The following is a 17747-nucleotide window of genomic DNA, read 5'->3' as shown; positions in this document are numbered from 1 at the left end:
CTAAATTAAATCTGCATCTCCTAGCCTAAAGGTATTTTTGCAGCTTGCCAGCGCGGCACGCTAGCTAGGCGGTGCCTACTGTTTCAGCGGAGTTTTCCGCGACTCTAAAACCTGGTCAATTAGACCGTATTCTTTAGCGGCAGGGGCGGTAAGAATCTTATCGCGTTCGATATCTTTGCGTACCTGCTCTGCAGTCTGTCCCGAGTGCTTGGCAATGGTTTCTTCTAGCCAAGTACGCATCCGGTCAATCTCTTCCGCAATAATTTCAATATCGGTGGCTTGCCCCTGAGAGCCCTGCATCGAAGGCTGGTGAATAACAATCCGTGCGTTCGGCAAAGCCAGGCGGCTGCCCGGAGAACCCCCCGCCAAAAGTACTGCTGCCGCCGAAGCTGCCTGCCCCAAACAGACTGTTTGAATCTGTGGCTTTACGTACTGCATAGTGTCATAGATGGCGGTCATAGCGGTGAAGGAACCACCGGGAGAGTTAATGTACATGGTGATAAGGGAATCGGGGTCTTGCGACTCCAACACCAGCAGCTGCGCCATCACGTCATCGGCAGAAGAATCATCAACCTGTACCCCCAGGAAAATAATCCGCTCATCGAAAAGTTTGGTGTAGGGGTTTTGGCGTTTGAATCCATAAGAGGTGCGTTCCTCAAACTCGGGAAGCACGTAGCGATCAATCGGCATATTTGCGGAAAGGCGAGGCGCCCCCGCCGGATAAAGAGGTGAGAAAGTCATGATTACTAGAGTTCCTTTCCATCAGCGCCGAGATTGCGAGCCGATTCGATTACGTGGTCAATAAACCCGTATTCGAGAGCCTCTTGAGCGGTGAACCAGTGATCACGTTCTGAATCTTCCCGGATTTTTTCCACTGATTTCCCGGTACGCTGGGCATTTATTTCGGCTAGTTCCTGTTTCATCTGCAGGATTAAGTTAGCGTTAATCCGAATATCAGAAGCGGTACCGCCCACTCCCCCTGAGGGTTGGTGCATCAGAATCCGGGCATGAGGGGTCGCGTAACGTTTCCCCGGGGTACCGGCAGTCAGCAGCAGCTGTCCCATCGAGGCCGCCATTCCCAAAGCCACAGTAACTACTTCCGGTTCGATATATTGCATAGTGTCATAGATGGCCATGCCGGCAGTTACCGAGCCACCCGGAGAATTAATGTAAAGAAAAATCGGTTTTTCCGGATCTTGCGCCGCCAACAACATCATCTGGGCACAAATCTGGTTGGCGTTGTCCTCGGCTACTTCCGAGCCCAACCAAATAATCCGTTCTTTTAACAGCTTATTAAAAACATGGTCACCTAAAGCTAGGGAGCTTGGCTGATCTCCCTCATTTTTTACTGCCGCAGTTTGCACGGTTGTTCCTTATCTGTGGGACTTAAAAATGGTTCTCTATCAAACTACCGTCTTTGGAGACGGTTTTCTTGTCTGCCATGCCCTTTTACGCTTTCAGCGCATGAAACCTAGCAATGTACATCCCGGAAAGAGAATAGCGAGAGTTAAATGCTGGTGGGGCGGAAAGCTTTCACTTTCCGCCCCACCGCCTTTAAACTCTACTGATAGCGTTAGCTACTAGTTTTCTTCTTCACTGGTCTCGGCTTCGCTATCGGTCTCAGCAGCCTCAGCGGCAGCTTTCGCGGCCTGCTCGGCGCGAGCCTCCGCCGGATCCTTGGTGAACTCCGAAAGGTCAATCTCGGTACCGTCCTCGTCCTTGACGGTCACTTCTCGTAGCAGCGATACCAGGGCGCGATTACGGCGCAAATCTTGACCCATCGCGGCCACCTGGTTTTGATCCTGTAGCATCTGCATAGGATCAACCCCATACATCTGCGCTATCTCAAAAATAGACTGGTAGAGCTCATTGGGGTCGATTTCTACCTCGCGGTCATTGGCGATGCGATCAACCACAATCTGCTGCTTAGCCTGTTTCTTAACTGACTCGGCGAGTTCCTCGCGGTCAGCATCTTCCTGTCCTTCAGCTAGGCGATCAACCTCGGCATCGATAAACTTCTGCGGAAGCGGGAAATCAGTGTTTTCCACCAGGTAGTCCTGTAGTTTCTCGCGCGCCTCTAAAGCCTGCTGCTGGCGGCGCATCTTCTCGACATTGCCGCGCAAATCGGTGCGCAGTTCCCCAATAGTATCGAACTCCGATGCCATCTGCGCGAAATCATCATCAGCCTCGGGCAGTTCTCGCTCTTTAACCTTATGCAAGGTGAGAGTAACCTCGGCTTCTTCACCCTCATGCTCTCCACCCTTCAAAGTTGACTTGAAATCGGTAGTTTCCTCGGCCTTCATCCCACTCAAGGCTTCATCCATGCCTTCGAGCATCGACTGAGAGCCAATCTGGTAGGAAACCCCGGAAACGGAATCTACTTCCTCATCCCCAATCTTGGCGACCATGTCAATAGAGGTAAAGTCCCCATCTTGCGCCGCACGCTCTACGGTCTTTAGGGAGGCAAAGCGATCACGCAGTTGGTCTAGTTCCTTTTCTACGTCCTCATCGCTTACTTCCAGCTTTGCTACCTCGAGAGAAACACCTTCGAGGGAGGGCAGCTCGAAATCGGGAACGATATCTACTTCCGCGGTGAACTTGAGGTCGCCACCAGGTTTGCCCTCGACCGCCGGAGTCTCTACCACGTCCACTTCCGGTTGCCCCAGAGGAGTTAGCTTCGCTTCGTTTAAAGCGCGACCATAAAAATCCCCTAGGCGTTCATTGATGGCCTGCTCAAGCACATAACCGCGTCCAATCCGTTGATCAATAATCTGATTGGGAACGTGACCGGGGCGGAAGCCAGGAATGGAAACTTGTTTCCCTAGCTGCTTATATACCTTGTCAATTTCTGGTTTCAGATCCTCGTAGGGTACCTGGACGGTCAGTTTAGCCCTGGTTTCTTCCAGTTTTTCCACGTCTGTTTTCACAAATACGCTCCCGCGGCTTGTCTGCGGCGACCTGCCTTTAACCGGCAGCATTCACCTTTTCGAATAAATTGCAACGTTGATAATCTTAAGGCACTGCCCGACTTTCAGGAAATGATAACCCCTGTATGTGAGCTAGCGTACCCACAGCCTCCTGGAGTTTAGTGAGGGTAGCAAAGCGAGCAGCTAGAATCTCTGAAGCGCAACTAGCTATTTAAAGGTTTGACTTGCGTTGTCGAATCTGCTGTTGGTGGGTCTTTGATCTCAGTGGCTTGCCCTTCAGTAACCTCTCTAAGATGAGCCAGGTATTTTGCGGCGGTCTGGATACTGAGTGACGTGCTTGCCCCCTTGGAAGTTTCAGAGAGATACCCCGGTACAACTTGCAGGGTTGATTGATTCATAGCTAGAAGTACCGATACCAGAAGCTTTTTTGGGAGTAGGCGTCGCAGTCTTTTTTACCTCAGTTTTAGTAGTCGCACTAGCCTGGGGCTGTTTTACTTTGTCATCTTGATACCGGGAGTAGCCGAAGCCCCCCCACTGCAATAACTGCAATCAAGGCAAAGATACCTAAAACTGCCAGAACTTAATCCTAAAAAGTTTCCGGGTCTCTCCGATGAGAAGGACGCGTCCTATTGTCACGGGGCATGGGGAACACCTTTGTTTCGAACCGGTTAAAGCCGGTTGAGCCTTATGAAAATATTCTTGGTAAAAGCCCCAGAACTATTACGCTAATCAACCAAATAATAGCGGTGACGACAGTAATGCGGTTGAGGTTACGCATGGCAACACCGGATGATCCCGCACTAGAAGTCAGCCCCCCGCCGAACATATCGGATAAACCGCCACCTGAGCCTTTATGCATCAGAATGGTAAGAATCAGGAACAAACTGGATAGCACCAGTACTACTTGCGCGATAATCTCGATTACGGTTTGCACTAAATTCTTCTCCCAAAAATATATGAACTGCCCTAACTATAACCTATTGGCGGCGGGTCCCAATAGACCCGCCGCCAATCGTTAGCAACTTCACCGACCAAAAACGGTGAGGTTTATCGAAGAATCTGGTTAGTCGTCAAAACGAGCGATCTTCGAGAATTCTTCAGCCTTTAGGGAGGCTCCCCCAACCAGGGCGCCGTCCACATTCGGCTTCGCCATAATCTCGGCAACGTTTGCAGATTTCACGGAGCCTCCGTAGAGAATCCGAATAGCCTCAGCAACATCCGCAGAATAGAGCTCAGCTAGTTTTTCCCGAATCGCACCGCAAACTTCCTCCGCGTCCTCGGGAGTTGCGGTTTCACCGGTACCAATCGCCCAGATTGGTTCGTAAGCCACCACAGTATTAACCGCATCATCAGCGGAAATACCTTGATAAGCACCTTCAATCTGTTTTACTACATGGGCTACATGCTGGCCGGCTTTACGTACTTCTAGCCCTTCCCCGCAGCAAATAATCGGGGTCATCCCGGCTTCCAGGGCTACTGCAGCTTTTTGCCCCACCAGTTCGTCACTCTCACAGTGGTATTCGCGGCGTTCAGAGTGTCCAACGACCACCCAGGAGCATCCCAGTTTGGTAAGCATTGAGGCTGAGATTTCACCGGTGTAGGCACCGGATTCATGCACGGATACATCTTGTGCGCCGTAGGTGATCTTCAAATTGTCAGCTTCCACCACGGTCTGCACCGAACGAATGTCGGTAAACGGCGGAATTACCACTACATCATTGCGGTAGTCGAAACGATGATCTTGCAGATCCAGCGCCAGTTCTTGAACCAACCGAGTTGCCTCCAGGTGGTTCATATTCATTTTCCAGTTGCCAGCAAGCAAGGGGGTACGAGTCATTTTTTTAATCCTCCAATACGGCAATACCCGGGAGGGTCTTACCTTCTAATAGTTCCAAAGAAGCTCCGCCACCAGTTGAAATATGGCTGAACTTAGTTTCATCAAATCCCAGGGTACGAACCGCAGCAGCGGAATCTCCCCCGCCAATCACGCTAAAGCATTCCGAGTCGGCCAGGGCTTGCGCTATCGCTTTAGTACCTTCACTAAAGGCTGCAAATTCGAAGACACCCATGGGGCCGTTCCAAGCCACGGTTTTCGCCGCTTTAATTTTGTCGGCAAATAGCTGAGCAGTCTTGGGACCGATATCTAGTCCCATCTGACCGGTCGGCATATTGTCGCAATCCACCAAAGTGGCGGGCGCCTGAGCCGAAAATTCCGGAGCCACCAGGGTGTCAATCGGGAGCAAAAGATCTACCCCGCGTTCGGCGGCCTTTTCCATATATCCTTTAACGGTTTCAATCTGATCGGTTTCCAGAAGCGAGTTACCAACCTCGTAGCCTTTGGCTGCCAGGAAGGTGTAGGCCATACCGCCACCGATAGCCAAGAAGTCTGCCTTTTCCAACAGGTTGGCGATAACCCCCAACTTGTCCGATACCTTAGAGCCCCCCAGGATAACCCCGTAGGGACGCTCCGGGTTGTCGGTTGCCCGCCGCAAAGACTCAATTTCCTTCTTTACCAAGAATCCTGCCGCCGATGGCAGTAGTTTAGCTATGTCATATACCGAGGCTTGTTTACGATGTACTACCCCAAAACCATCAGAGACAAAGCAGTCAGCCAATTGCGCATATTCTTTAGCTAAAGCCGCCCGCTCCCCGTCATCCTTGGAGTTTTCCCGCCCGTCGAAACGGACGTTTTCTAGCAGTAACACCTGTCCGTCTTTAAGCGCGGCAGCCTGAGCTTTCGCGTCCTCGCCTACCGTGTCTTTCGCTAGGGTTACTTCCTGCCCCAACAGTTCTCCCAGCCGCTTAGCGACCGGTGCTAAAGAAAATTCTGGGTTAACCTGTCCTTTAGGGCGACCTAGGTGCGCCATTACCACTACTTTCGCCCCGGCATCTACCAATGCCATTAGCGTAGGCAATGCGGCACGAATACGCCCGTCATCAGTGATTTTACCGTCTTTTAACGGCACGTTAAAGTCGGAGCGTACCAGGACTTTACGTCCGGCTAAGTCTCCTAAAGACTCAATACCTCTTAGAGCCATTATTTGCTTTACCTTTCTGCCACGCTGGGCATAAAGTGAGTGGACAAAAAGATGATGCCCGCCTGCCTGGAATAGGCAGGCGGGCATATCTTATGCATCACGTCGCATTAGTTTAGAGCTTTTCTCCTACCAGTTTGGTCAGATTGACCAAGGAGTTGGAGTAGCCCCACTCGTTGTCGTACCAGGAAACCACTTTCACCTGACCGTCGATTACCTTGGTTAAGGCGGAATCGAAAATCGAAGTGTGCGGATCGGTCACAATATCGGTGGAAACCAGCGGCTCGTCATTGGAGTACGCCAGCACACCTTTAAGTTCACCCTCGGCAGCTTTCTTCATCGCCGCGTTGATTTCTTCGGCGGTGCAGGGCTTGGAGGGGGTAAAGGTTAGGTCGGTAACCGAGCCGGTAGGTACCGGTACCCGCAGAGCGTAGCCATCCAGCTTGCCCTTTAGTTCCGGTAGTACCAGGGACACTGCCTTGGCGGCACCGGTGGTGGTGGGCACAATGTTTAGCGCAGCAGCGCGAGCGCGGCGCAGATCCTTGTGCGGAGCATCATGCAGACGCTGATCGCCGGTGTAGGCGTGAATCGTGGTCATCAAACCGCGCTCAATCCCGAAATTGTCGTTTAGTACCTTTGCCATAGGCGCCAGGCAGTTGGTAGTACAAGAAGCATTAGAAATAATGTTGTGCTTTGCGGGATCGTAATCGGTGTGGTTTACACCCATAACGAAAGTAGCGTCAACATTCTTGCCGGGAGCCGAAATAATAACTTTCTTTGCTCCCCCTTCCAGATGTGCCTTTGCCTTGGTGGCATCGGTAAAGAAGCCAGTGGATTCGATTACGATATCCGCTCCTACCTCACTCCAGGGCAGGTTCGCGGGATCGCGCTCTTCGAAAGTTACAATCTTGTGGTCACCTACGGTAATCGACTTTTCATCGTAGGTTACCTCGGCATCGAGGCGCCCCAGGATTGAATCGTACTTTAGCAGGTGAGCCAGAGTTTTATTGTCGGTTAGGTCGTTAACTGCCACAACCTCGATATCGGCACCCTGAGCCCGAATAGCCCGGAAAAAGTTACGGCCGATACGGCCAAAGCCATTAATTCCTACGCGGATGGTCACTATTATCCTCCTGAACTGCTGGTTTAGCCAGCGGAGTCTGCTTACTAGGTCAAGATTCTTGGTTAGCTGGTAGACACCAGCAACCTGAACCTTGGGGACGACCATCTTGAGCCGCCCTCTTAACCTTTACTGTACACGGGCTGACGCAATTCCGCTTAGGTCTATTGTCGTTATTTACCCAAAATTTAGGCAGTAGAAGCTTCAATAGTGACTTTTACCATTGACTATTGGACATCCTCTGCCTCCACCGCATCCTGCGTGGAGGGAATTCCTCTGTCATGGGCAGCCTTGTCTGCCATGGCTAACAGCCGCCGGATCCTTCCGGCAACCGCATCTTTAGTCAACGGGGGGTCAGCCTTTTGCCCCAACTCCTCCAAGGACGCTTCCTTATGCTGCAAACGCAATTGCCCCGCCTGCAAAAGGTGCGCGGGAATATCGTCCCCCAAGATTTCGAAGGCGCGTCTAACTCGCGCTCCTGCTGCCACTGCGGCTCGGGCGCTGCGCCGCAAGTTCGCATCATCAAAATTCGCTAAGCGATTAACCGAACCCCGTACTTGATTAGTTTCCCGATTCTTTTCCCAGATTTCTTGAGCGTGCAAAGCTCCCATAGCGGTTAGTAGCTTCGAGATTTGCTCCCCGTCACGTACCACTACCCGGTCTTGTCCACGCACCTGGCGAGATTTTGCGCTCACCCCCAGGCGTCGAGCTGCCCCCACCAACGCTAGCGCCGCCTCGGGACCGGGACAGGTAATTTCTAAAGAACCGGAGCGTCCTGGCTGCGAGAGAGATCCGCGTGCCATAAATGCACCCCGCCAGGTAGCCTTGGCTACCCCCAAATCCCCGGAGACTAGCCGCGGGGATAAACCCCGGATAGGACGCCCGGCACGATCAATCAAGCCGGTAAGACGCGCGATATTACCTGCATTTTCCACTATGCGCACTACATAGCGGTCGTCCGCACGAATCCCGCCAGCTCCTACCCGCACCACATCGGGATGGGCGTCAAACAGATGTTCAAGGTTATCGACCAGCTTTTTCATCACCTTTACATTGTCGACTTCTGCTTCCACTACGATATTGCGGTTAATCAGGTGGATACCGCCCGCAAAACGCAAAATGCTGGCTGTTTGCGCCTGCGCCTCAGACTGTTTAGCTATGGTTTTATCCGCCAGCTCATTTTTTATATCTGAGGTTAACGACATCTCGGATTTCCCTTTCCGTCCAAATAATGTTCTGTTTTCTTTCTAGCCGTCATTCTAGCTAGAACTCGGAGACTCCCACTTCCGATAAATATCCCTGAAATGCGTCGCGCAACGCAGCTGCCAACCGCAGGGGGTCATGCTGCTCCGAGGCAGAACCGGCTCTTACCTGCCGCATTACCAATTTTGCGCCCACAGATTCTGCGGCGCGTTCCAATTCATCGTCATCGTCAATCGCGGTGGGATCCACAATCACCACATCGATTTTCATCTCCGGCGCAAAATGGCGGAAGGCCTCGATATGTCCCGATATCGTCAAATCTTCGGTTTCGTCAGTATGGGGTTCAAGATTCATAACCATTACTTTGCCTGCCGAGGAATTTTGTAGCGCCTCGGCAAGCTCGGGAACTAACAGGTGCGGAATCACCGAGGTGTACCAGGAGCCAGGCCCCAGCACAATCCCCTCTGCCTCCTGGATAGCCTGAATAGTTTGGGGACACACCTGCGGATGCGCGGGACTTAGTCGCACGTCAACCACTTTTCCCGGGGCTTTAGCGGCTCGCGCCTGCCCATGCACCGTACGTTTTTTACCGCCGCGCACCAAATCGGCTTCGATTTCCATTGGTTCAGCGCACATTGGAAGTACTTTTCCCTCGCAATTAAGCAGTCTAGCCACCCAATCTAGACCTTCAACTACGTCCCCCAATAAATCCCACATGGTTACGATTAGCAGGTTGCCCAGGGCGTGATTATCGAGAGGACCGTCAGAACTGAAACGATGCTGCATAGCATCACGCCAGGTCAGACCCCAGTCAGTATCGTCACAAAGCGCTGCTAGCGCCATCCGCAAATCCCCGGGAGGAAGTACCCCGAGTTCCTTGCGCAAACGCCCCGAAGAGCCCCCATCATCAGCCACGGTCACCACGGCGGTTAGCTGTCGAGTAATATGCCGCAGGGCTCGCAGGGTAGCAGACAAGCCATGCCCGCCTCCTAGCGCCACAATATTAGGCCCCGTCCAACCGCGGGTCATCCAACCATCTGCATCCAGTAACGTTCTCATTCCAACCCCAAATCTCTGTGTACGGTGCGCACTGGTAGCCCTTGAGCGCGGAAAAGTTCGCTCATTTTTTCAGTTAAGGCCACCGAACGGTGCTGACCTCCAGTACACCCGACCGCGATAGTAACGAAGGGTTTGAGTTCCGTTAAATATCCGTCAAAAATTGGGGTCAACATATTCACCATATTTTCTGCAAATTCTTTGGCACCTGGCTGTTCCAGCACATATTTTGCTACCGGGGCGTCCCGACCGGTTAAATGCCGCAATTCGCTCACCCAATAGGGGTTAGCTAAAAAGCGCACATCGCACACCCAGTCGGCATCTAGGGGAATCCCGTTCTTAAATCCGAAAGACATCACGGTTAGCTTCATAGGACGATCACCTTCCCCGGCGACCACATCGCGCATATGCCGGTTCAGGTCATGGACGTTCATATTACTAGTGTCGATTAAAGCATCGGCACGAGCCCGAATCGGAGCCAGTATCCGCCGCTCGGAGCGAATCCCATCCAGGATGCGCCCTCCTCCTTGCAGGGGGTGCGGACGCCGGTTGGACTCGTAGCGGCGCACCAATACCCTCTCGTCAGCATCTAGGAAAACTAGTTGATAGCGGATATGGCGCCGGGAAAGTTCATCCAGAGCATGTTGCAGCTTGGAGAATAATTCCCCGCTACGCACGTCTACAATCGCGGCCAGGCGGTGAATGCCTTCTCCTTCCGGGGTCATCATATCCGCGAAGGGCAAAAGCATCGCCGGAGGGAGGTTGTCGACCACGTACCAATCCAGGTCTTCTAGAGCTTTTCCGGCTCGCGAGCGACCAGCCCCTGACATTCCGGTAATAATAATCATCTCGGGGACATTGGCTTCCCGGGGCGGAGCAGTTTCGTCAAGTATCGGTACTCCCTCGGGCACAGTAGGCGGGGAAGATACGTGGTGCGGCTGAGCTTCATTCATGCTTTAAGTATGCTACGAAGCGCGCCCACTTACCGGCTATCGGCGAGGGAATCAAAAATCTGCTTCGCCATTACTTCTCCTATCCCAGGTACTTCCGCAATTTCGCCTTCCTCGGCTTCTTTTAGGCGTTTTAGAGACCCAAAATGTTTTAACAAGGCTTTTTGCCGCACCGGCCCTAAACCAGGAACGCTATCTAAGGCGGATTTTCGCACGGTTTTTCCTCGTTTTTTCCGATGTGCGGCAATCGCAAAACGATGGGATTCGTCCCTCAGGTATTGCAAAAGATAAAGCGCGGGGGAAGTGCGCGGCAAAATAACCGGAAACTCTGCACCCGGTAGCCACACTTCTTCCAGGCGTTTAGCTAATCCAATTACGCTCACATTGGCGCCTACTGCTTCCAGCGTTTTTTGTGCCGCATTGACCTGGGGCGCTCCCCCATCAACCACGATCAAATCTGGAGGATAGGAAAAACGCCGCAAGGTTATCTGCGCGGAGCTTTCCGCACTCACTAACTCTTTTTGGGCTTCTGCTTCTTCTTGCCGCAACCGAGCGAAACGTCGGGTAAGTACTTCAGTCATAGCTTTGGTATCGTCAGCGGAATCCTTAGGGGTGCTTTGGATATTAAAGCTGCGATAGGCACGTTTTAAGGGGGCTCCGTCCTCAAATACCACCATCGAACCGACTTGATGAGTGCCTTGAGTATGGGAAATGTCGTAGCCTTCGATCCGAAGGGGGGCATCGGCTAACTCTAGATATTCTTGCAGCTCGCGCAGAGCTTCGGAGCGTTGAGTTAAATCTCCTACCCGTTTGGTTTTATGTAGACGCAAGGCTTGGGTAGCGTTTTCAGTTACGGTATCCATCAGGTCACGTTTAGCTCCCCGTTTAGGAACCCGTATCTGGGTTTTCTTACCACGCATTTCACTTAGCCAAGCAGTAAGGGTTGGCGCGTGCGCCGGCATTTGCGGCATCAAAATCTCGGAGGGAATCGCCTGAGTGGGGGTATGTTCCACGTCATCTACGCTTTTTGCGGGGACTACCGCTTGATTTAACTGCCGATATTCTCCGTAAACCTGCTCCAGGAAACTCTCTAGCATTTCTGGCAGGTCACTATCTTCGGGGGTATCTACCACCCAACCGCGCTCACCCCGAATTCTGCCCGCCCGCACGTAAAACACCTGCACGATCATTTCCAAGTCATCTTTGGCTAGGGCATAAACGTCAGCGTCCACGCTCTCGTCCAGCACTACCGTATTTTTTTCTCGAACTTTTTCGAGGGCGCGTAACTGGTCACGCAGTTTCGCAGCCTGCTCAAATTCGAGACGGGAGGCGGCCTGCTCCATTTGGTAACGTAAGTGGGAAGTAAAAGGTTCTGTTTTCCCGTCTAGGAAGGAACTGACCTGCTCCGCCAAGTTTCGGTAATCTTCTCGACAGATCCGCCCTACACAGGGAGCAGCGCATTTATCGATATATCCTTCCAAGCAGGGGCGCCCCAAGGCTTGGGCGCGATTGAAAACCCCTTTGGTACAGGAACGCAAAGGAAAAACTTTGCGCAATAAATCCATAGTTTCTCGAATCGCCCACACCTGGGTGTAAGGACCGAAATAGCGCGAGTCAGGGCGGCGGCGTTCCCGCGTTATATGTATGCGGGGATAGTCTTCCCCCATAGTTAAAGCCAGGTAGGGATAGGATTTATCATCCCGATACATAACGTTAAAGCGGGGAGCAAACTCTTTGATCCAGGAATATTCCAAGGAAAGTGCTTCAAGTTCATTATCAACCGTGATCCATTTAACCGCCGCCCCGGTAGTTACCATTTTTCGGGTGCGTGGATGCAAAGATTCTAGGGGCTGAAAATAGTTAGCTAGTCGATTGCGCAGGTTAATGGCTTTACCCACATAGATAACGCGACCGTTTTTATCTAGAAAACGATACACCCCGGGACTGGGGGGAATATCTGCCGGATTTGGGCGGTAGGATGCAGGATTAGCCACGTTTTCCAGGATACCTATATTAACTCTGCTCGCTAAGTGTCCCTGCAGTTTCCGCCGCAATCAAGGAGAAGGTTCAACCCCGATAAAATCTGCGCCCTAAGTCCTACGCGAGTGCCGAAAAAATGTGAGAAAGGCAAAAAAGTTAATGCTTTAGTCAAAATGTGGATGGCGGTGGTAAAGTTTCCGCGAAAAATGAAAACCTACAGGGGTAATGCGCTTCGTTCCAAAAAGGTGAACGAGGCTCACCGAAAAGTAAGGAGCCGCTGATGAGCAGTGTTGTGGAAGCCGTTTACGATGAGGTTCTGGATCGTAACCCTAACGAACCGGAGTTTCACCAGGCAGTTAGGGAAATCCTGGAATCCATTGGTCCCGCGGTAGATAAACATCCCGAGTTTGCGGAAACTAAGCTGCTAGATCGCCTGGTAGAGCCGGAACGCCAGATTCTTTTCCGGGTCCCCTGGGTTGACGACAACGGCGAAGTCCAGGTTAATCGCGGCTACCGCATCGAATTCAACTCGGCACTAGGACCCTATAAAGGCGGTTTGCGTTTCCACCGCTCCGTAAACCGTTCCATCCTCAAATTCTTAGGGTTTGAACAGATTTTCAAGAATGCGCTCACCGGGCAGGGCATCGGCGGCGGTAAAGGGGGTTCCGATTTTGACCCCCACGGTCGCTCCGACACTGAAGTAATGCGTTTTTGCCAACAGTTTATGACCGAACTTTACCGCCACATCGGGGAATACACCGATATTCCCGCCGGTGACATAGGGGTTGGCGGACGCGAAATCGGTTACCTCTTTGGAATGTACAAGCGACTAACCAACCGTTTCGAAACCGGAGTCTTAACCGGGAAGTCCCTATCTTGGGGCGGGTCTCAGGCGCGCCCGGAGGCTACCGGTTATGGCACCGTGCTATTTGCTCAAAGAATGCTGCAAACCCGGGGTGCGGACATGGAAGGTCAACGGGTCATGATTTCCGGGGCAGGCAACGTTGCCACCTATGCAGTCGAAAAAGCCCAGCAGCTAGGGGCAAAGGTAGTAACCGTATCAGACTCTTCCGGCTGGGTACTTGACGAAGACGGAATCGACGTTCAGCTACTCAAGCAAGTTAAAGAGGTAGAGCGCGGACGGCTCACCGAGTACGCCAAACGCAAACCCGGGGTCAGCTACCATTCTGGTTCTAAGCCTTGGGCAGTGGGGGGAACGGTTGCGCTTCCTTGCGCCACCCAAAACGAACTGACCTCAAAGGACGCTAAGCGTTTACTTGATGGCGGGGTCAAGGTAGTCGCAGAGGGCGCGAATATGCCCTGTACCCCCAATGCCACCACCATGTTCCAAGATGCTGGAGTCCTATTTGCCCCCGGTAAAGCAGCTAATGCCGGCGGGGTGGCCACCTCGGCCTTGGAAATGAGCCAAAACGCCGCTCGCGCTTCTTGGAGCTTTGAAAAGGTGGAGCAAGAACTCACCAAAATCATGCACAACATTCACGATGAATGCGCGCAAACTGCCGAAGAATACGGTCATGCGGGCAACTATGTGATGGGAGCAAATATCAATGCTTTCCTCAAAGTTGCGAACGCCATGATGGAACAAGGCATCGTCTAAATAAATAAAAATAGCGACTACTGCGGGCAGCGTATCAGCAGATAACCTTCGTCCTCGGAGGTAATAACTTCTTCTGGTTTCGCTGCCCGCAAGCGCGCGGTTTCGGCTACCGAAAAAGCCAGATCGTATCCCACTGGTCGCCCGGCAACTACTTTGACTGCCCCGACCCCGCCGGTTCGGCTGCGAACGTGTTCATACAGATCTAGAAGCTCCGCATCCACAGCAGCGGCTTTCTGGGCTCGCTCCCCTGATAGCTGCTCTAGTTGGGCGCTAATCTGAGATTCTTCCTCCCCCACTTCGCCCTTGAGCCTGGTAATTTCTTGGGCATACTCGGCTTTTCGCTGGGCGATTTCTTCCTCGATACTCTCCAGGTTTTCCAATTGCCCCATTACCGTTAGCATTTGCTCTTCTAAATCTTGCGAACGTTTATTCATCTGCTGGATTTCTTCTTGCAGACTAACCAATTCTTTAGGGGAGCCCTGTCCGCTATCCAGGCGCTGCTGCTGGGTTATTTTCCGATTCTCAATAGCTGCCAGGTCATTTTCAAGGCTGGTATTTTCTCTTTTTTTATCGGCTTGCAGTACCGAGAGTTTAGTTTTCTTTGCGTCTAGAACCTGATCTTTTTCTTTCAGTTCTGCTAGCTGGGCAAGCTGCGGCATTTTCTTTAGCTGAAACTGCAATTTGGCGATCTTGCTATCTAGTTCTTGTAAATCCAATAAAGCTAGCTGGTCTTTCCAGGGGGCTTCCATTGCTTCCTCCTTTAGCAATCTTTATTTTCCGGGGTAATCCGCGCTGCCCAGGGGTCGGTGCAAATCCGCGAAATCATTACTTCTATTTCCTCCGGGAAACTTTCCTGCAGCATGTTTGCACACTTTGGCACCCACGGCCATTCGCTGGCCCAGTGAGTAGCGCAAATCAAATAGGGTTTGCCACCTTCTAAATGCTCGGAGGCAGGATGGTGACGCAAGTCCGCACATATATAAACATCTGCGCCGGCGCGGCGGGCATCTGCTAAAAACGAATCTCCGCTCCCTCCACTAACCGCGATGGCGCTTACCGGCGCGTCCAGGTCTCCCCCAACTAGAATTCCAGCGGGACAGGCGGGGAGGCTCTGCGCTACTTTGCTAGCGAACTCCCTTAAAGGCATCGGGGCAGATAAGCGCCCAATCCGTCCGCTACCGGTATGTTCGTCTAGCGGAATCAATGGGCGGGTGTCTTCAAGCCCCACCGCCTGAGCCAAACAATCAGCTACCCCACCTGTGGCGGAATCAGCATTAGTGTGGGCGTTGAAAAGCGCAATCCCGTTTTCTATTAATCCATGTACCAGGCTCCCCTTAGGGTCGGTGGCTGCCACAAAAGAGGTTCCTCGCAAATAGAGCGGATGGTGGGTCACTACCAGCTGCGCGCCCTTCGCAACGGCTTCCGCAAGCACCTTCTCTACCGGATCTACTGCCACTAAAACCTTATCCACCGGGGAAGATGGCCGTCCCGCAATCAAGCCTACGCGATCCCAATCTTCAGCTAGATTAGGAGGATAGACTTCCTCTAGCCGCTTTACGATGCTACTTAACTTAATGCTCACATATTGAGTTTAATAGACAAAGGGATTCCACCGGGCAAACCTGGCACCCCGTTGGCGAACAATGTTGGTTTCAGCTAACGCGGATAATATATTTTGTTGCAAGAAACTGCATATTCGCCGTCACTCTTCTTAACGGTTTTCCCATCTATTTTGATTTCGCAAGTCATAGTAAAGGGATTGTCATAATCATCTGTTTGCTTAGTAACTAGAATGTTCAAGTCCCCATAGTATTCTTCGAGGTTGAACCTTTTAGTCCACCTGCCCTTGCCCCCGTTAAATTTCTCCAGATGGTCACCGAGATTATCGGAAAAATTGATTTTGACTGGGGCTTCCGCAGTCACAATATATTCGACTTTCGGCGCGGAATTACCTGAGCTTCCTCCCTGATCACTATCGGTAGCAGAAACGCTACTCGAAGTACCCAAGGCGCCCTTAGGGGCAGGATTTACCCCAACCCCAACCCCGATTGCCAAAACCAACCCAACCAGTGCGATCACTGCAATCAAGATCCCGACCAGCAAACTCGATCTAAACTTTTTACTAGGCGCCGCTTCACTCTCCCACTGGTTGAAACTGCTGGGAGGATCTTGCGAGGGAAACTGGGGGTCATGCGTATCTGCCATGAAAACATTCTAAATAGCGAGCAAATGCGGCGCATTATAAAACCACAAAATAGTATTAAAATCGCTATTTCCCGCGGGTTTACCCTTAGAGGGCGTAGACACTATTATAGGTAAGGGCGCCTTGTCCCCGGTAAGTTGTGAGACAGGAAGGGCCTTATGCGGATTGGTTTTGATTCTCAGCGTTATATTTCTTCACAATCGGAACATATTGATGAGCGCCGCAAACAGATTGGCGGCAAGCTATACCTGGAGATGGGGGGCAAACTTTTCGATGATTTTCATGCCTCTCGGGTATTGCCGGGATTTACCCCTGATAACAAAATTTCCATGCTGGAACGCCTGCGGGACGAAATGGAAATCATTGTGGCAATCAACGCCAAGGATCTCAACCGCCAAAAAATTCGCGCTGATCTGGGAATCCCCTACGAACAGGATGTCCTTCGCCTAGTCGATGTATTCCGTGAACGCGGATTCCTAGTCGAAAACATTGTGTTGACCCAGATGGAAGAAGATAACCACAATGCCAAGTTATTCAAAGAACGTCTAGAGCGTTCGGGGCTTAAAGTTGCCCGGCACTATACGATTCCTGGTTATCCCTCCAATACTGAACTAATCGTTTCCGAGAACGGTTTCGGACGCAATGAGTATGTAGAAACCACTCGTGACCTGGTGGTAGTAACTGCCCCCGGACCAGGTTCTGGAAAATTGGCAACTTGTTTGTCGCAGATTTACCACGAATATCAGCGAGGTATAAAAGCTGGTTACGCCAAGTTTGAAACTTTTCCGATTTGGAATCTTCCTCTAGATCATCCGGTGAATCTTGCCTATGAGGCTGCCACTGCAGACCTAGATGATGTGAATATGATTGACCCCTTCCACCTGCAAGCATACGGTAAACAGGCTGTGAACTATAACCGGGATGTGGAAGTGTTTCCCCTGTTGCGCTCGCTGCTACAGCAACTTGCAGGCTCCTGCCCCTATCAGTCACCCACCGATATGGGCGTAAACATGGCGGGTTTTTGTATCAGCGATGATTTAGTTTGCCAGGAGGCGGCTAAACAAGAGGTAGTACGCCGCTACTATCACGCTTTGGGTAACGAGGCTGCCACTCATGCCGACCCCATCGAGTCACACCGGATTGCGATGACGATGGCAAAACTGGGAATCACTAAAGAGTACCGTTACGTAGTCCGTCCGGCTTTGAATCTGGAGGCCACAACTGGGGCTCCGGCGGCAGCTATGCAATTGAGCGATGGGCGGATTATTACCGGCAAGACTTCTCCCCTACTGGGATGCTGTTCTGCCATGCTACTTAATGCCTTGAAAATGTTGGCGGGAATCGCGGATGAAGTCCAGCTGTTGGCGCCTTCTTCCATTAAACCCATCCAAACCCTAAAAGTTGACCACCTAGGAGCGCGTAATCCCCGTTTGCATACTGATGAAGTTTTGATTGCGCTATCGGTTTCGGCTGACAGTGATGAAAATGCGCGCAAAGCCCTAGACGAACTGGCACATTTGCGGGGCTGCGAAGTCCATACCACCACTATTTTAGGTTCGGTTGATACCCAGATTTTCCGGAATTTGGGATTACAGGTAACTTCCGAGCCGGTTTATGCCCGTAAAACTTTATTCAAAAAATAGGCAGGACTGGAC

The 17747-nt window shown here is 51.8% G+C and carries 16 protein-coding genes; 2 read left to right on the top strand and 14 right to left on the bottom strand.

The genetic code is table 11. The annotated features are described in order from the left end of the window. Positions 1-75: 75 nt before the first annotated feature. From BQ5456_RS00265 to uvrC, 11 genes are all read right to left on the bottom strand, one after another. Entirely contained in the window at positions 76-741 is a 666-nt protein-coding gene (locus BQ5456_RS00265; RefSeq protein WP_071128238.1) for an ATP-dependent Clp protease proteolytic subunit, read from the bottom strand. A 5-nt stretch (positions 742-746) separates the two neighbouring features. Further along, entirely contained in the window at positions 747-1364 is a 618-nt protein-coding gene (locus BQ5456_RS00260; RefSeq protein WP_071128237.1) for an ATP-dependent Clp protease proteolytic subunit, read from the bottom strand. A gap of 216 nt (positions 1365-1580) precedes the next feature. Then, a complete protein-coding gene (gene tig / locus BQ5456_RS00255; protein ID WP_071128236.1) occupies positions 1581-2927 on the bottom strand; it encodes a trigger factor in 1347 nt (448 codons plus the stop codon). Positions 2928-3612: 685 nt separating this feature from the next. Further along, entirely contained in the window at positions 3613-3861 is a 249-nt protein-coding gene (gene secG, locus BQ5456_RS00245) for a preprotein translocase subunit SecG (RefSeq protein ID WP_071128234.1), read from the bottom strand. Between the two features lie 129 nt (positions 3862-3990). Then, positions 3991-4764 carry a triose-phosphate isomerase gene (tpiA, locus tag BQ5456_RS00240; protein WP_071128233.1) on the bottom strand — a complete coding sequence of 258 codons (774 nt, stop codon included), beginning with the start codon at positions 4762-4764 and terminating at the stop codon, positions 3991-3993. Between the two features lie 4 nt (positions 4765-4768). Further along, on the bottom strand, positions 4769-5965 hold the full coding sequence (locus BQ5456_RS00235) for a phosphoglycerate kinase (RefSeq protein ID WP_071128232.1): 1197 nt from the start codon (positions 5963-5965) through the stop codon (positions 4769-4771). Between the two features lie 112 nt (positions 5966-6077). Next, positions 6078-7085 carry a type I glyceraldehyde-3-phosphate dehydrogenase gene (gene gap, locus BQ5456_RS00230; RefSeq protein ID WP_071128231.1) on the bottom strand — a complete coding sequence of 336 codons (1008 nt, stop codon included), beginning with the start codon at positions 7083-7085 and terminating at the stop codon, positions 6078-6080. Positions 7086-7309: 224 nt separating this feature from the next. Beyond that, positions 7310-8287 carry a DNA-binding protein WhiA gene (gene whiA / locus BQ5456_RS00225; protein ID WP_071128230.1) on the bottom strand — a complete coding sequence of 326 codons (978 nt, stop codon included), beginning with the start codon at positions 8285-8287 and terminating at the stop codon, positions 7310-7312. Between the two features lie 58 nt (positions 8288-8345). Then, positions 8346-9344: a gluconeogenesis factor YvcK family protein gene (locus BQ5456_RS00220; protein ID WP_071128229.1), complete on the bottom strand. Its 999-nt coding sequence runs from the start codon at positions 9342-9344 to the stop codon at positions 8346-8348. Beyond that, complete coding sequence (rapZ, locus tag BQ5456_RS00215; RefSeq protein WP_071128228.1) at positions 9341-10294, bottom strand: RNase adapter RapZ; 954 nt, start codon at positions 10292-10294, stop codon at positions 9341-9343. The genes BQ5456_RS00220 and rapZ overlap by 4 nt, the downstream gene beginning before the upstream one ends. Positions 10295-10323: 29 nt before the next feature. Next, on the bottom strand, positions 10324-12285 hold the full coding sequence (uvrC, locus tag BQ5456_RS00210; protein ID WP_071128227.1) for an excinuclease ABC subunit UvrC: 1962 nt from the start codon (positions 12283-12285) through the stop codon (positions 10324-10326). Between the two features lie 266 nt (positions 12286-12551). On the opposite strand from uvrC, the gene gdhA reads away from it, so the two are divergent. Then, a complete protein-coding gene (gene gdhA, locus BQ5456_RS00205; protein ID WP_071128226.1) occupies positions 12552-13889 on the top strand; it encodes an NADP-specific glutamate dehydrogenase in 1338 nt (445 codons plus the stop codon). A gap of 17 nt (positions 13890-13906) precedes the next feature. On the opposite strand, the gene BQ5456_RS00200 is transcribed toward gdhA, so the two are convergent. From BQ5456_RS00200 to BQ5456_RS00190, 3 genes are all read right to left on the bottom strand, one after another. Continuing rightward, positions 13907-14638, bottom strand: a complete 732-nt coding sequence (locus tag BQ5456_RS00200) for a zinc ribbon domain-containing protein (protein WP_071128225.1) — start codon at positions 14636-14638, stop codon at positions 13907-13909. An 11-nt stretch (positions 14639-14649) separates the two neighbouring features. Then, positions 14650-15471: a Nif3-like dinuclear metal center hexameric protein gene (locus BQ5456_RS00195; RefSeq protein WP_071128224.1), complete on the bottom strand. Its 822-nt coding sequence runs from the start codon at positions 15469-15471 to the stop codon at positions 14650-14652. A 74-nt stretch (positions 15472-15545) separates the two neighbouring features. Continuing rightward, positions 15546-16094, bottom strand: a complete 549-nt coding sequence (locus BQ5456_RS00190; RefSeq protein WP_071128223.1) for a hypothetical protein — start codon at positions 16092-16094, stop codon at positions 15546-15548. Positions 16095-16250: 156 nt separating this feature from the next. Between BQ5456_RS00190 and BQ5456_RS00185 the strand changes: the two genes are divergently transcribed. Next, a complete protein-coding gene (locus BQ5456_RS00185) occupies positions 16251-17735 on the top strand; it encodes a DUF1846 domain-containing protein (protein ID WP_071128222.1) in 1485 nt (494 codons plus the stop codon). Positions 17736-17747 lie beyond the last annotated feature (12 nt).

Source organism: Varibaculum massiliense, assembly GCF_900106855.1.
In the GTDB taxonomy this organism is placed as follows: domain Bacteria; phylum Actinomycetota; class Actinomycetes; order Actinomycetales; family Actinomycetaceae; genus Varibaculum; species Varibaculum massiliense.
The sequence above is the reverse complement of the archived record's forward strand: the minus strand, read 5'-3'. Positions and strand labels throughout refer to the sequence as shown.